This is a genomic window from Stenotrophomonas sp. NA06056 (assembly GCF_013364355.1).
In the GTDB taxonomy this organism is placed as follows: domain Bacteria; phylum Pseudomonadota; class Gammaproteobacteria; order Xanthomonadales; family Xanthomonadaceae; genus Stenotrophomonas.
Window position 1 is genome coordinate 2,783,485 of record NZ_CP054931.1, and the last position, 14,669, is coordinate 2,798,153.

Annotated in this window: 14 protein-coding genes; 9 read left to right on the forward strand and 5 right to left on the reverse strand. The window is 66.8% G+C overall.

The genetic code is table 11. The features are described from left to right. Window positions 1-58 precede the first annotated feature (58 nt). The 4 genes from HUT07_RS12515 to HUT07_RS12530 all read left to right on the forward strand — a co-directional run bounded on the left by HUT07_RS12515 (window position 59) and on the right by HUT07_RS12530 (window position 4,663). Window positions 59-2,287, forward strand: coding sequence for a TonB-dependent siderophore receptor (locus tag HUT07_RS12515; RefSeq protein ID WP_176021202.1), 2,229 nt, complete (start codon window positions 59-61; stop codon window positions 2,285-2,287). Window positions 2,288-2,394: 107 nt separating this feature from the next. Next, window positions 2,395-2,715 (forward strand): DUF3649 domain-containing protein, encoded by a 321-nt coding sequence (locus HUT07_RS12520; protein ID WP_176021203.1) that lies wholly within the window; start codon window positions 2,395-2,397, stop codon window positions 2,713-2,715. After that, window positions 2,712-4,337 carry a PepSY-associated TM helix domain-containing protein gene (locus HUT07_RS12525; protein WP_176021204.1) on the forward strand — a complete coding sequence of 542 codons (1,626 nt, stop codon included), beginning with the start codon at window positions 2,712-2,714 and terminating at the stop codon, window positions 4,335-4,337. The genes HUT07_RS12520 and HUT07_RS12525 overlap by 4 nt, the downstream gene beginning before the upstream one ends. Then, window positions 4,334-4,663, forward strand: a complete 330-nt coding sequence (locus HUT07_RS12530) for a DUF3325 domain-containing protein (protein WP_176021205.1) — start codon at window positions 4,334-4,336, stop codon at window positions 4,661-4,663. The genes HUT07_RS12525 and HUT07_RS12530 overlap by 4 nt, the downstream gene beginning before the upstream one ends. 164 nt (window positions 4,664-4,827) lie before the next feature. Here the strand turns inward: HUT07_RS12530 and rlmKL are convergent, their stop codons facing one another. Together rlmKL and HUT07_RS12540 are read right to left on the reverse strand one after the other, a co-directional pair. Continuing rightward, window positions 4,828-6,966: a bifunctional 23S rRNA (guanine(2069)-N(7))-methyltransferase RlmK/23S rRNA (guanine(2445)-N(2))-methyltransferase RlmL gene (rlmKL, locus tag HUT07_RS12535; RefSeq protein ID WP_176021206.1), complete on the reverse strand. Its 2,139-nt coding sequence runs from the start codon at window positions 6,964-6,966 to the stop codon at window positions 4,828-4,830. Window positions 6,967-7,110: 144 nt separating this feature from the next. Continuing rightward, on the reverse strand, window positions 7,111-7,638 hold the full coding sequence (locus HUT07_RS12540; protein ID WP_176021207.1) for a hypothetical protein: 528 nt from the start codon (window positions 7,636-7,638) through the stop codon (window positions 7,111-7,113). Window positions 7,639-7,710: 72 nt separating this feature from the next. Here HUT07_RS12540 and HUT07_RS12545 point away from each other — a divergent pair, with 72 nt between their 5' ends. Further along, on the forward strand, window positions 7,711-8,277 hold the full coding sequence (locus HUT07_RS12545; RefSeq protein WP_176021208.1) for an N-acetylmuramoyl-L-alanine amidase: 567 nt from the start codon (window positions 7,711-7,713) through the stop codon (window positions 8,275-8,277). Between the two features lie 321 nt (window positions 8,278-8,598). Here the strand turns inward: HUT07_RS12545 and HUT07_RS12550 are convergent, their stop codons facing one another. The 3 genes from HUT07_RS12550 to HUT07_RS12560 all read right to left on the reverse strand — a co-directional run bounded on the left by HUT07_RS12550 (window position 8,599) and on the right by HUT07_RS12560 (window position 11,131). Then, window positions 8,599-9,501: a sulfurtransferase gene (locus HUT07_RS12550; RefSeq protein ID WP_176021209.1), complete on the reverse strand. Its 903-nt coding sequence runs from the start codon at window positions 9,499-9,501 to the stop codon at window positions 8,599-8,601. Then, window positions 9,498-10,301 carry a CoA pyrophosphatase gene (locus tag HUT07_RS12555; protein WP_176021210.1) on the reverse strand — a complete coding sequence of 268 codons (804 nt, stop codon included), beginning with the start codon at window positions 10,299-10,301 and terminating at the stop codon, window positions 9,498-9,500. Before HUT07_RS12555 ends, HUT07_RS12550 begins: the two co-directional genes overlap by 4 nt. Window positions 10,302-10,429: 128 nt before the next feature. Then, entirely contained in the window at window positions 10,430-11,131 is a 702-nt protein-coding gene (locus HUT07_RS12560) for an FKBP-type peptidyl-prolyl cis-trans isomerase N-terminal domain-containing protein (RefSeq protein ID WP_089239934.1), read from the reverse strand. A 166-nt stretch (window positions 11,132-11,297) separates the two neighbouring features. Here HUT07_RS12560 and HUT07_RS12565 point away from each other — a divergent pair, with 166 nt between their 5' ends. From HUT07_RS12565 to HUT07_RS12580, 4 genes are all read left to right on the forward strand, one after another. After that, on the forward strand, window positions 11,298-12,092 hold the full coding sequence (locus HUT07_RS12565) for an enoyl-CoA hydratase-related protein (RefSeq protein ID WP_176021211.1): 795 nt from the start codon (window positions 11,298-11,300) through the stop codon (window positions 12,090-12,092). Window positions 12,093-12,096: 4 nt separating this feature from the next. Next, window positions 12,097-12,450: a hypothetical protein gene (locus HUT07_RS12570; protein WP_176021212.1), complete on the forward strand. Its 354-nt coding sequence runs from the start codon at window positions 12,097-12,099 to the stop codon at window positions 12,448-12,450. Continuing rightward, entirely contained in the window at window positions 12,450-13,139 is a 690-nt protein-coding gene (nth, locus tag HUT07_RS12575) for an endonuclease III (RefSeq protein ID WP_099819987.1), read from the forward strand. The genes HUT07_RS12570 and nth overlap by 1 nt, the downstream gene beginning before the upstream one ends. Before the next feature lie 228 nt (window positions 13,140-13,367). Continuing rightward, window positions 13,368-14,579, forward strand: a complete 1,212-nt coding sequence (locus HUT07_RS12580; protein ID WP_176021213.1) for an OprO/OprP family phosphate-selective porin — start codon at window positions 13,368-13,370, stop codon at window positions 14,577-14,579. The last annotated feature ends 90 nt before the right edge of the window (window positions 14,580-14,669 follow it).

The following is a 14,669-nucleotide window of genomic DNA, read 5'->3' on the forward strand; positions in this document are numbered from 1 at the left end:
TGGCTGCCATGGGTGCGTTTGCCATCGCCTGTTTTTTGTCCTGCATGGAATCGCACCGATGGCTTCGTCCCTGATCACTCCCCGCCCAACCCTGCTGGCCCTGGCCGTGACCGCACTGTTGATCGCACCGTTGGCACACGCTGAGGAAGGTTCTGCCGCCCCCTCCGCGCGCACCCTGGACACCGTTCAGGTCACTGCCGATGGCGATATCGCCGACAGCTACACGGTCAAGCGCGCCAGCACCGCGACCAAGCTCGGCCTGTCGCTGCGCCATACCCCGCAGTCGATGACCGTGGTGACCCGGCAACGGCTGGACGACATGGGCCTGTTCTCGCTGTCCGACGTGATGGGCCAGGTCACCGGCGTGGCGGTGTCGGTCACTGACAGCGAACGCATCAACTACGTCTCGCGCGGGTACAACATCACCAATTTCCAGGTCGATGGCATGCTCAACACCTTCGGTGGCTACATCAAGACCAACACCGACAGCGTGATCTACGACCGCATCGAAGTAGTGCGTGGTGCCACCGGCCTGACCACCGGTGCAGGTGATCCTTCCGGCACCATCAACTTCGTCCGCAAGCGCCCCACCGATACGTTCCAGATGAGCGCCAACCTCACGCTCGGCCGCTGGGGCAACCAGCGCCTGGAAGCCGACCTCGGCGGCCCCATCGCCCTGGATGGCCGCATCCGCGCCCGCGTGGTCGCCGCCAAGCAGCAGAGTGATTCGTTCCGCGATGTCTACAAGCTGGACAAGGATGTCTTCTACGGCATCGTCCAGGCCGACATCACCGACACCACCCTGCTGGAAGCCGGCTATGAGTACCAGTCGCCGCGCACCACCGGCGTGACCTGGGGCGTGGTGCCGTACTGGGGCGCCGATGGCAAGCCGGCCAACCTGCCACGCTCGACCAACCTGTCGGCGCGCTGGAGCAGCTGGCCGATCGTCGAGAAGAGCGCGTTCGCCCGCCTCGAACAGCAGCTGGGCCAGGGCTGGGCCGCGAAGTTCGCCTACACCCGCTCCAAGCGCGAGACCGACGGCGCGGTCTGGTACGGTGCGTCCGGTTACCCGCGTGCCGATGGCAGCGGCATCTCTGCCTTCGTCGGCAGCTTCGGTGAAAACGGCGACATGCAGGTGTTCGACTTCAACGTCGGTGGTCCGTTCCAGCTGTTTGGCCGTGAACACGAACTGGTGTTCGGCTTCGGCCAGTCGGTGCGCAAGGGCGAAGTGCCTGCGAGTGAAACCGCCGCCTATCCTGCCAACTACGAGCGCGTGCCGGACTGGCGCAGCTGGAACGGCGACGTGGCACCGCTGCAGGTCACCCGCCTGGGCTATCTCGCCTCGGAAGACGAACTGCGCCAGCGTGCCGCCTACCTGGCCGCGCGCCTGCAGCTTGCCGAGCCGCTGACCGCCGTGCTCGGCGCCCGCTACGGCAGCTGGGAAACACGCAGCTGGACCTACACCCACGACGACGCCGGCCGCCTGACCGGCACCGCTCGCGGCGGCTACAAGCCGGATGACTCACTCACCCCGTACGCCGGTTTCATCTACGACTTCAACCGTTACTTCAGCGGCTACGTCAGCTACACCGACATCTTCCAGCCGCAGAACTACCGCGACAAGGCCAACAACTACCTCGAACCGGTGGTCGGCGACATGTGGGAAGCGGGGGTCAAGGCCGAGTTCTTCGATGGCCTGCTCAACACCTCGGTCGCGGTGTTCAAGGGCGAGAAGGACAACGTCGCCGAACTGGACGATTCGGTTCCGGAAAACTCGCTGCCCGGTGGCATCAGTGCTTACCGCTCCACCGGCAAGGGCAACAAGGTGAAGGGCTGGGAAATCGAAGCGCAGGGCAGCCTGGGCGAGCACTGGAACCTGTCGACCGGGTTCACCCACACCGTCAGCCGCAATGCGCTGGGCGTGCGCCAGAACACCACCGTTCCGGTCGACCTGTTCCGCCTCAACGCCAGCTGGCGTCCGGGTGGCGCCGAAGGCCGCTTCTGGATCGGTGGCGGCGCGACCTGGCAGAGCGGCATCTGGAGCCTGAGCAACAAGCCGCGCGAAGACTTCCTGGTCAGCGGCAAGCGCGACCGCGTGGCAATCGAGCAGGGCGACATCTACCTGCTCAACCTGTCGGCCGGCTATCGCTTCAACGAGAACTTCACCGCCCAGGTGAACGTGAACAACCTGCTGGACAAGAAGTACTACAACCGCGTCGGTTTCTACGACGGCGTGTACTGGGGCGAACCGCGCAACGTGATGATGACGCTGCGCTGGAAGCTCTGACGATCTGATGGATGGCGCCGGTTCTGCGACCGGCTCCGGGCCACGGATGGCCACCCCCGGCGCGCTTCGGTGCGCCGGTCCTCTTTCATTCAACCTGCAGGACCGCCGTGGACCGCTCGCCCGCAACCGCCAGCCCCCGCCTCAGCACCTTCTTCGCCAACCCGCGATGGGGCGTGCTGTCCCGATCGCTGGCCGCCATCTTCGGCGGCTACGCGCTTGCCTCGATGACCACCGTGTTCTGCGCGTTGGCGCTGCCGGGTGCGCGCGGCCAGACCGTGCTGACCGGCATGCTGCTGGCGATCCTGGTCGCCGCCTGCGCCGCGCTGTGGGCGTTCGCCACGCGCAGCGCGCTACGTGCCTGGGTCGGCATTCTCGTCCCCACCCTGCTGATGGCCGGTGCGTCGCGCCTGCTGGGAGCGTGGGCATGAAGAATGGATTCCGCCAATCCATGGCCTGGCTGCACACCTGGACCGGCCTGCTGGTCGGCTGGTTGCTGCTGTTGATCTTCATGGCCGGCACCGCCAGCTACTACCGCGAGGAAATCAGCCGCTGGATGCGCCCGGAACTGCCGCGCAGCACCGTCAGCACCGACGAAGCAGCGCAGCGCGCGGCCGACTACCTGCTGAGCAACGCGCCCCAGGCCGAGAGCTGGTTTGTCACCCTGCCGCAGCCGCGCAATCCGGCCATGCAGATGTTCTGGCGGTTGCCAGAAGCACTGGCCGACCCGAGCAAGGGACGCCGCGGCGCCTTTGGTGATGCCACCCTGGACCCCAACACCGGCACCGAGCTGAAGGCCCGCGAGACCCGTGGCGGCGACTTCTTCTATCGCCTGCATTTCGACCTGCACTACATCCCGGTGCTGTGGGCCCGTTACCTTGTGGGCTTCTGCGCGATGTTCATGCTGGTGGCGATCATCACCGGCGTGATCACCCACAAGAAGATCTTCAAGGATTTCTTCACGTTCCGGAAGGACAAGGGCCTGCGTTCGTGGCTGGACTTCCACAACGTCAGCGCGGTGATGGCCCTGCCCTACCACGCGATGATCACCTACACCGGCATCGTCACGTTGATGATCATGTATCTGCCGTGGGGTGTGAACGCGGCCTACGGTACCGACCAGGATGCCTTCTACGCAGAGGCCTTTGGTGGCCTGCCCGAAGTCACCGCACCGGCCGAAGGCAAGGCCGCCCCGCTGCCACTGCGGCAACTGCTGGACAGTGCCCGCACGCATTGGCACGGGACCGAGGTCGCTGGTTTCAGCGTTGCCAATCCCGGTGCTGCCAATGCGGTGATCGACATCCGTCAGCGCGACGGCAAGCGCTTGTCCATCGATACGCCCGCGCTGCGCTATGACATGGTCACTGGCGTGCTGCTGCAGGAAACCCCGCCTTCCGGTGGCGCCACCGCCACCCGGGGCGTGCTGTATGGCCTGCACCTGGCACGCTTCGCCGACTGGGGCGTGCGCGCCCTGTTCTTCCTGTCCGGCCTGACCGGCTGCCTGATGGTGGCCAGCGGCGTGGTGCTGTGGGCGGTGAAGGAGCGGCCGAAGCATGCAAAGAGCGGCCGCACCGGCTTCGGCCTGCGCCTGGTGGATGCACTGAACATCGGCGCCGTGGCCGGCCTGCCGATCGCCTTTGCCGCCTATTTCTGGGGTAACCGGCTGCTGCCGCTGGGCCTGGCCGAACGGTCCACCGCCGAGGCAAACGTGTTCTTCTACGCGTGGGGCGCCTCGTTGCTGGCCGCCTTCATCTGGCCCAAGCGGATGATGTGGGCGTGGCAGCTGTACCTCGGCGCAGCGGCGTTCGCGCTGATCCCGGTAGTGAACGCGCTGACCACCCATGCACATCTGGGCGTGACCCTGTTCAATGGTGACTGGACGTTGGCCGGCTTCGATCTGTCGATGATCGCCTTCGGCGCGATGCTGGCGATGTGTGGCTGGCGCATGCAGCGCTGGACACCGCCGCTGAGCGCTGCCGAGAAGAAGAAGCGCGCGGCGGCCGCAGCGACCAAGGCACCGGTTGATACAGTGGAAGCGGAGGCCAGCGCATGATGCCGCTGGTACTGGGGTTGTCGTTCGCAGCGTTCACCGCGCTGTCGCTGGCGATGGAAAAGCACCAGCAGGAACTGCACGGCAAAGCTGCGGCATCGCCGGTACGGCGCATGCAATGGAGGGTGCTGGGCTGGGTGCTGCTGACGGTGGCGTTCGCACTGTGCGTGCTCGACTACGGCTGGGCAATAGGCCCAGTGCTGTGGCTCGGCGCGCTCACGCTGGGGGGAATCGTGCTGGCGTTTGCACTGTACCCGTACCGGCCGAAGTGGATCGCACCGCTGGCGGTTGGATTGCCGGTGATCGGGTTGGTGGTGGCGTTGCTGTAAGCCTTACGGTGGACTGCATCCACGCATGGCGTGGATCTACTGCGGATCGCCATCCGCGCGTGGCATGGATCTTCCCGGGAGGGTAGTGCCGGCCGCTGGCCGGCAACCCCATGAAGCTCCGTCGGAGTCTCCGTAGTTGCCGGCCAGCGGCCGGCACTACCGGTTCACGCCAGGCGCTTCAGCTCCCACGCACGATGGATGCGTGCATTACGCTCGAAATCCGGGCCGATGGTGCTGGCGCTGATCTCGCGGCACTGGGCGAACTCGGCGATGGCGTTCTCTTCCAGCTTGAAGCGGCGGAAGTTGTTGGAGAAGTACAGCACGCCACCCGGTGCCAGCCGCGCGACGGCCGCACGCAGCATCTTCACCTGTTCGCGTTGCACGTCGAAGTCCTCGGCGCGGGCCGAGTTGGAGAACGTCGGCGGGTCGCAGAAGATCACGTCGTACTGGCCGCGATCGCCTTCCAGCCATGCCATCGCATCGGCCTGCACCAGCAGGTGCTGGTTGCCGCCCTGCCCGTTCAAGGCCAGGTTGTCGTAGCACCACTGCAGGTAGGTGGCCGACAGGTCGACGCTGGTGGTGCTGGCCGCACCAGCCACCGCCGCCTGCACACTGGCCACGCCGGTGTAGCAGAACAGGTTGAGGAAGCGCTTGCCGCGCGCCTGCTCGGCCATCAGGCGGCGCAGCGGGCGATGGTCGAGGAACAAGCCGGTGTCCAGATAGTCAAACAGGTTCACCTGCAGCAGCGCGTTGTTCTCGCGCACCACGAGGAACTCATCGCGCTGCTCGAAACGGCCGTACTTGCTGCCGCCCTTGCCGCGCTCGCGCGACTTCATCGACACCTGTTCCGGCGGCACGCCGAACACTTCGCGCGCAGCGGCCAGCAGTTCATTGCGGCGGCGACGCACGTCGTTCTCGGGAATCGCGGCCGGTGCGGCGTATTCCTGCACATGCAGGAAGGTGCGGCGCTGGCCGCCGTCTTCCTCGTACACGTCGATGGCCGCTGCATATTCCGGCAGGTCGGCATCGTAGGCGCGGAAACAGGTGATGCCTTCGCGCGCGCGCCAGTTCTTGAACTTCTTCAGGTTCTTGCGCAGGCGGTTGGCCACCATCTGCGCGCCTTCGCTCAGCTCGCGCACCTGCGCCGGATCGCGACCCGGCACCGCGATCGGATCGCAGACGATCAGTGCACATTCCAGCGCGCCATTGAACATCTGGTACTTCTTGCCCGCACGCAGGCCGGTGGCGAAGGCCAGTTCGTCGTTGCCGCACAGCAGGCTGGCGCGCCACTGCGGCACCGCCTTCTGCAGGGCATTGCCGAGCTTGCGGTACAGCGCCGGATCGGCGGCCAGGCGCTCGTCATACGGCGGGTTGCAGACCACCGCACCGATCTCCTGTTCCGGCGCGGCCAGGTCGGCCACGTCGGCGCGGGTGAAACGGATCGCGTGGGCGACGCCCGCCACTTCCGCGTTCTCGCGCGCGGCCTGGATCGCCACCGGGTCGATGTCGCTACCGTGGATGACCGGCTTCAGCGCGGCCAAGCCAGCGGCCTCGCGGTCGCGCGCTTCGCTCTGGATGGTTTTCCAGGCCGCCTTGTCGAAGCCCAGCCAGCGGCTCGGCGGCAGGCTGCCATGGCGCATCAGGCCGGGAGCGACGTCGGCGGCCATCAGCGCGCCTTCGATCAGCAGCGTGCCGCTGCCGCACATCGGGTCCAGCAGGCCACCACCGGCAGCATGCAGGCGCGGCCACTGCGCGCGCAGCAGCAGCGCGGCGGCCAGGTTTTCCTTCAGCGGCGCCTCGTGGGCGGCACCGCGCCAGCCACGGCGGTGCAGCGGGCCACCACCCAGGTCGATCGACAGCGAGGCACGGCCCTTGCGCAGCGACAGGTTGACGCGCACGTCCGGCAGATCGGTATTGACCGAGGGGCGCTCGAGCCCCTCATCACGCATGCGGTCGACGATGGCGTCCTTGATCCGCTGTGCCGCGAAGCGCGCGTGGGTAATCTTGTCACCGGACACATGCGCGTCCACCGCCAGGGTCATTTCCGGCTTGATGTGCTCGTGCCACGGCAGCGCGCGGACGCCGTCGTACAGGGCCTGCTCGTCCGGGCACTCGAACTCGTCGATCGGCCACAGCACGCGGCTGGCCAGCCGCGACCACATGACGATCCGCAGCGCCTGCTCCAGTTCGCCATCGGCATTGACGCCAGCGATGGTGGCAGTGGCCTTTTCCAGGCCCAGGGCCGACAGCTCATCGGCAAGCAGGTATTCCAGGCCCTTGGCGCAGGAGACAAAAAATTTCACGGGATCGATTCGCAGGTGGTCAGGCACGGCAAGGAGCCGGGCCATTCGGAAGGGAGGGCCGTGGACACGGCCGGCAGCCCCGCGCCGGGGGCGGCGGGGGTGCCATTGTAGTCAATGCGGGCGGGCGCGCCGTGCGCCCGGGCTTCACAGCTGCCGCAGCAGGCGCTCGAAGGCCTGCGCGGAGGCCTCCACGTGATGCTCCAGGCGATGGCCATCGTCCACCAGCAGCAGCTGCGCCGAGCGCGCCTGCGCCCAGGCGATGACTCCGGCGGCCGGCACCACCTCGTCATGCCAGGCCTGCACCACCGTGATCGGCACCGGGGCGGCGTCCAGCGCCGGCATCGGGCCCATGGTGGTGGGCGGCACCATCAGGAACAGGCCGGCCACTGGCACCTGCAGCGAGGCAATGGCGGAGATGTAGGCGCCCAGGCTGGAGCCGGCCAGCACCACCGGCCCCTGCGCAGCGGCAGCGGCCGTGCGCTCGATCAGGCGTTGCAGCCGGGTGCGCACGTCGCCAACGCGGCTGACCTCGCTCATCGCGTCGAGGTCAGTGTAATCGGGGCGCTCATGGGTCCAGCCCAGGCGCTCGGCGACCTCGGCCAGGGCGGTGACCTTGGTCGCCTCCGGGCCGCTCTCGAAGCCGTGCGACAGGATGCAGTGACCGCGACTCATGCGTCCGCTCCCACGGAGCGGACCGACAGCAGAAAGGAAGGCAGTTTCATTCGGCAATGCTAGCATCGCCGCATGTCCAATCCGCTCCTGCCCGGCCTGCAGCTGCAGCCGCTGCCCTACCACGACCGCCTGCCCTTGCGCGATCCATCCAGCCTGGCGATGGTGGTGATCCACTGCACCGAACTGCCCGACCTGGCCACCGCCCGCGAGTACGGCGAGCGCGTGCTGTACGACAGCGGCGCCGGCAACAGCGGGCATTTCTACATCGACCGCGACGGCAGCGTGGTGCAGTACGTGGCGCCGGAACGCATCGCCCACCACGTGCGCGGCATGAATGCCGATTCGGTGGGCATCGAACTGGTCAATTCCGGGCGCTACCCGCACTGGCTCGACAGCCGCCACCAGGCGATGGACGAGCCGTACGCCGAAGCGCAGCTGCTGGCGCTGGAACGGTTGCTGCAGGCGCTGGTACTGCAGTATCCCTCGTTGCGGCAGATCGCCGGCCACGACCAGCTGGACCTGGAGCAGGTGCCTGCCAGTGACGATCCGGCCGTGACCGTGGCGCGCAAGCGCGATCCGGGCCCGTTGTTCCCGTGGCAGCGGATCCTGGCGAAGGTGCCGCTGCAGCCGTTGGGGTGATCGGCAGGGCTGCGCCCTGCACCCGCAGAGGCAACAGCCGAAGCAACAGCAAAAGCTGGGTATCCGTGGGATGGCGGGGCGGGTCCGGTTGCGGGGGACGCTGCAAGTACGTCCCTGTAAGCTCGGTCGCGCCATCCATGGCGCTCACGCCCCCGCAACCGGACCCACCCCGCCTTCGACAGGTTCCCGCGATCTGTCGGGACGGCACGGCTCGCTCTTGGTGGGGTGTCGACCGCGCTGCTGTTGGTGGGTGTCGACCTTGGTCGACACATGGATCCACGCCATGCGTGGATGAATGTCGAATCGATTGACCCGCTTCGCTCAGGCGCCGGTAGCCACCGGACGGCTGCTGTCGCTGACCCAGCCACTCCATGAGTCCGCATAGATGCGCGCGCCGGACAGGCCCGCACTCTCCATCGCCAGCAGCAGATGGCAGGCGGTCACGCCCGAACCGCACATCAGCACCACCCGCTGCGGGTCCTGGTTGCCGATCACGCTCTGCAGTTCGGCACGCAGTTCCTCCGCGTCGCGCAGGCGGCCGTCCAGCACGTTCAACGCGAACGGTCGATTGACCGCCCCTGGCACATGGCCAGCCACGGGATCCAGCGGTTCCACTTCACCGCGGAAACGCTCGCCTGCGCGGGCATCGACCAGCCAGCCCGGTGCATGCTTGAGGCGCGATTCGATCTCGTCCGCGCTGGCAATCTGGCTGGTATCGAAACGTCCCGGATATGCCGGCAACGCCGCGACGTCGCTGCTGCCGGTCGCCAGCGGCTGGCCGGCGGCGTGCCAGGCGGCGATGCCGCCATCGAGAACAGCCACCTTCGTGTGCCCGATCAGGCGCAGCAGCCACCACAGTCGCGCAGCGGCCATGCTGCCGTCGCTGCCGTCATACACCACCACCTGCGTGTCGGTGCCGATACCCCATTGCCCCAGGCGCGCGGCGAAGGCATCGCTGTCCGGCAACGGGTGCCGCCCGTGGCCGACCCGCGTCAGGTCGGACAGGTCACGATTGAGGTCGGCATGCACCGCACCGGGAATATGCCCCTGTGCGTAAAGGCCACTCCCCGCCTGCGGATCGGCCAGCGATGCACGCGCGTCGACCACGCGCACAGCGGTGCTTGCGGTCGCGCGGGCATCGACCACGCGTACTCCAGCGCCCAGCGCCGCAGCCAGGGTCGCGACATCGACGAGGGTGGTCCACGGCGGATCGATCGGCTTCATTGCACTTGCTCCAGGCGGCGACGCAGGTTGTACAGGATGGCCGCGGTAGCGCCCCAGATGCGCTGGCCGGGCCAGCCGTATTCGAGGACATGGCGGACGCGGCCGCGATGGTTGATTTCGACCTGGCGCAGGTTGTCCGCGGCCATCAGGTAGTCCAGCGGCACTTCAAATACTTCGGCCACTTCGCTGGGTTGCGGTACCGCCACGAACTCCGGATCGATCACCGCCACCACCGGGGTCACCCGGTAGCCGGTGATGGTCACGAACGGATCGAGATAACCCAGTGCCTGTACCTGGGTCGGCGCCAATGCGATTTCTTCCTGGCTTTCGCGCAGTGCTGCTGCCAGTGCATCACGATCATCCGGCTCGGTACGGCCACCGGGAAAACCGACCTGGCCACCATGTTGCCGCAGGGTTTCGGTACGCCGGGTCAGGATCACCTGCGCACCGTTGGCACGCGGCACGATACCGGCCAGCACCGCCGCCTCGACCGGTGGCCCCGGCGGCAACAGGTCATCCAGCTCACTTCGGTTCCAGCCGTCGCCTGCCGGCGGCTCGGCCAGCGGATGCAGCGCGCGCAGCAGGCGCTCATGATCGGCCAACGAGCCTCGCAGCGACTGCTGCAGTTGTTGGCGCAGTGGCAGCACGCGCTGCAGGATGTGCGTGCGTTCGCTGTCGCTCATCGACGACCACCGTGCGATTTCGTCGATATGCCGGCCGCAGCCGGCGCACAGCCGGTTGCGATCCAGCTTGCACACGTTGATGCAGGGGCTTGCGACAGCACGCGCCGTTTCTTCCATTGTTTGCACCGGTCAACAGTAGCGCGAATGGGCTGGATTTGGGATGGGCGCACACGGCTGTTGCATACCGCAGAAACAAAAACGCGCCGGTGGAATCACCGGCGCGTTGATGTTGACGCTGTTTCTTCTTACTTGACGCTGATCAGCTTGATTTCGAACTGCACAGCCACGTTCGGCGGGAACGGGGTGCGCGGGTCGGCACCGTAGGCCTGATCCGGCGGCAGGGACACTTCCCACTTCGAGCCCGCCGGCATCTGCAGCAGGGTCTCGCGCATGGCCTTCATTTCAACTTCGCTGACCTTGATCGACGGAATCTGCTGGGCCGGGCGGGCTTCGGTCGGACGCTGGCCGTACGGGAACGGACCGGCCACTTCCAGCTGCACGGTGCTGGCCTGGGTCGGCTTGGCACCCTTGCCGGCTTCGATCACACGGTACTGAACGCCGCTCGGCAGGGTCTGCACGCCCGCCTTGGCCTTGTTCTGCGCCATGAACTGATCGCTCTTGGTCTTGTTGTCGGCAGCAGCCTTTTCGTACTCGGCCTTGGCGGCCTGGGCACGGCCCTGCTCGCGCTTCTGGAACGCTTCAACGGCCGGCTTCAGCTGCTCGGCGGTGATCGCCGGCTGCTTCTTGGCGTAGGCGTCCTGCAGACCCTTCACCACCGAGTTGATGTCCAGCTGCTCACCGCGACCGGTCAGCTCCGCCAGGTTGTTGCCGTAGTCGTAACCGAAGTAGTAGCTCAGCTTGCCCTTCTCGGACGCGATGTCCTGGGCGAAGGCATTGCCCGTCAGGGCCAGGGCCGCGACGGCGACCGCGATAGAACGCAACTTCATCAAACAGTTCTCCAGGGGTGGTAACTCAGGGACGTTCTGCGCCGCCCTGAGGCGACGGGTTAGGATAACGGCCACAACGTGTAACCGCTACTCACCACGCAGGCTATGACCTGTCTGCGTTTACAGAGTTCAATCTCACTTTTTTTTAACGTTCCAGGAGTTTCCCGTGGTCGAGGCCCCCGCTCCCCGCCCGGTCGACGTCAGCGATGACGGCGCCGTCCGCACCATTACCGTGCAGCGCCCGGACAAGCTCAATGCCCTCAATGCAGCGACCCTGCAGGCGCTGGACGAGGCGTTCAGCGACGCGGCCGCCGACCCGGCGGTACGGGTGGTGGTGCTGACCGGCGCTGGCCCCAAGGCGTTCGTGGCCGGGGCCGACATCGCGGAAATGAACACACTGAGCGCGGTTCAGGGACGTGATTTCTCCCTGCTCGGCCAGGCCGTGATGCGCCGCATCGAACGCATGCCCAAGCCGGTGATCGCCCGCGTGAACGGTTTTGCGCTGGGCGGCGGGCTGGAGCTGGCCATGGCCTGCCATCTGCGCATCGCGGCCGATTCGGCCAAGGTCGGCCAACCGGAGATCAATCTCGGCCTGATTCCCGGCTTCGGCGGCAGCCAGCGCCTGCTGCGCCTGTGCGGCCGCGCGGCCACGCTGGAGCTGTGCCTGCTGGGCAGCCCGATCGACGCAGCACGCGCGCTGGCCCTGGGCATCGTCAACGAGGTGGTGCCCGCCGCCGAGCTCGACGCCCGCGTGCAGGCCCTGGCCCGGCAGCTGGCACAGTCGGCGCCGCTGGCGTTGCGTGGCCTGCTGGACGCGGTGCACGTGGGCGGCGAATGCAGCCTGGAGGCCGGCCTGGAATACGAAAGTGCGCAGTTCGGCCTGCTGTTCGCCACCGAAGACATGCGCGAAGGCACCAGTGCCTTCCTGCAGCGTCGTCCTCCCGCCTTCCAGAACCGCTGACGCCATGGCATCCCGACCCAACCCCGTGCTGCTGTTCGCCCGGGTCCAGGCAGACGATCCCGATGGTGCACTGCAGGCTGGACTGATGGACTACGTCGTGCGCGCTGGCGACGACCGGCTGCTGCCCGATCATCCCGACCTGCCCGACCGCCTCTGCCAGATGCAGCTGCAACTGCAGCGTGCATGGGCCGCGCGCGAACGTTTCCGCGCGCGCGCGGTGCGCTTGGCCCGCCGCGAGGCCGAGCGTGATGCGCGGCGGACGCCCGCGCCGGCACCGGACGCGAAACCCGCCCTGCCTGCCGCGGCGGCCGCCATCCTCGCCCGGGCCAAGGCCCGCGCCGCCGGCAAGGAGCTGTAATGGCAACCGCGAAGAAGACCGCGCGCGCGCCTGCGCGTCGCGGCGGTACGATGCCGCGCGCCGACGTGGTGGAAATGTTCACCCGCCTGCGCGAACTCAACCCGCACCCGAAGACCGAGCTGGAATACAGCTCTCCCTTCGAACTGCTGGTGGCGGTCGCACTGTCGGCACAGGCCACCGACGTCGGCGTCAACAAGGCCACCCGTCGCCTGTTCCCGGTTGCCAACACGCCGGCGAAGATCCTCGCCCTGGGCGAAGAGGGACTGAAGAAGTACATCGCCACCATCGGCCTGTTCAACGCGAAGGCGAAGAACGTGATCGCCACCTGCGCGCTGCTGCTGGAGAAACACGGCGGCGAAGTGCCGCGCGACCGCGATGCACTGGAAGCACTGCCCGGTGTCGGTCGCAAGACCGCCAACGTGGTGCTCAACACCGCCTTCGGCGAACCGGTGATGGCGGTGGACACGCACATTTTCCGCGTCGCCAACCGCACCGGACTTGCACCGGGAAAGAACGTGCGCGAGGTCGAGGATCGATTGGTCAAGGCGATTCCTGCCGAGTTCCTGCTGGATGCGCATCACTGGCTGATCCTGCACGGACGGTACGTGTGCAAAGCGCGCAAACCGGATTGCCCCGGGTGCGTGATTGCCGATCTTTGCCGGTTCAAGGACAAGACCCTCGCCGAGTGATGTCGGTATCCGCGCATGGCGTGGATGCACGGGAAAACCATCCACGCAGGGCGTGGATCTACTGCAACCGGGGCGAAATCCGGGCGTCATACGTAACCGGTTTCAATGGCAGGCCCAGCCGTGACGGGGCCTGCGGCGGATCGCGGCCGTGCGCGAACTGTCACATTTACGCAATCTTCACGCTCTAGCCTGCGCGCATCTTCCCACCTGCCTGCAAGGCTCCTCTCCATGAAACTGCATCACCAACTCCTGACGGTCGCCGTGGCTGCTGCGCTGTATGTGCCGGCCGCCCACGCCGAAGTCGCCATCGATGTGATCGGCGGTTCGGAAATCACCTTCGAAGGCCTGGTCCAGGCCGACGGCAACTGGTACGACAATGACGTCGTGGACCTCAACGGCGGTGACGCCGGCAACGGCAAGAACAGCGAATTCGAACTGCGTCGCGCCGAGCTGGTGCTGAAGGGCAAGGGCCCGGGCAACGTGGAGTGGGTGGTCGGCTATGACGCCAAGGCCGACAAGTTCCTTGACACCAACGTGAAGTACAAGCTGCTGGGCAACGCCAACCACTTCATCCAGGTCGGCCAGTTCAAGCAGCCCAACAGCCTGGAAGAGCTGTCCAGCACCAAGAACAACGACTTCATCTCCAAGGCCGCGGTCACCAACACCTACGCCGTCGCCCGCCGCCTCGGCGGTGCGTACAGCTATGGCCAGGACAACTGGTCGGTCACTGCCAGCGCCTTCGGCCGCGAGCTGACCCGCAACCTGGCCCACGGCAGCGGCTACGGCGCACGTGGCACCTGGGCACCGATCAACGAGAAGGGCCAAGTCCTGCACTTCGGCCTGAGCTATGTGGACTACGACACCGACGCGGACACCCTGCGCGTACGTGCCCGCCCGAACGCCGACCTGGCCACCGCGCGTCTGGTCGATGGCGGCAACATGACCGACACCGACCGCGTCAGCACCATCGGCGCCGAGGCAATGTACTTCCAGGGCCCGTTCAAGGCCCAGGCCGAGTACTACACCAGCAAGGCCAAGCGTTACGCCCACGACAACTACACCACCGACGGCTACTACGTCAGCGGCGTGTGGAATGTCACCGGCGAAAGCTGGAGCTACAAGGGCGGCACCCCGGGCACTGGCCTGCCGAACAACCCGGCCAGCGGCCAGTGGCAGCTGGGCCTGCGTTACGACCACATGGATCTGAACGACGGCAACCTCGCCGCCAACCCGGTGGCCGGCCGTCCGCCGATCGTCGATGGCGTGCTCGGCGGCAAGATGGACATCTGGACCGTCGGTGCCAACTGGTACTGGCGCTCGAACTTCAAGCTGATGCTCAACTACGTGATGGTCGACAGCAAGAAGTACAGCTCGACCGCTCGTGGTTTCGTCAACGACGATCCGAACATCCTGGAAGCCCGCGCGCAGTTCTTCTGGTAAGTCCTGCGGCGTGAAGGTGGACGAAGGCACGGCACCGGCCGTGCCTTCGTCGTTGTGGGCAGGCGGTGGGCGCGCGATGATGCCCTGCCC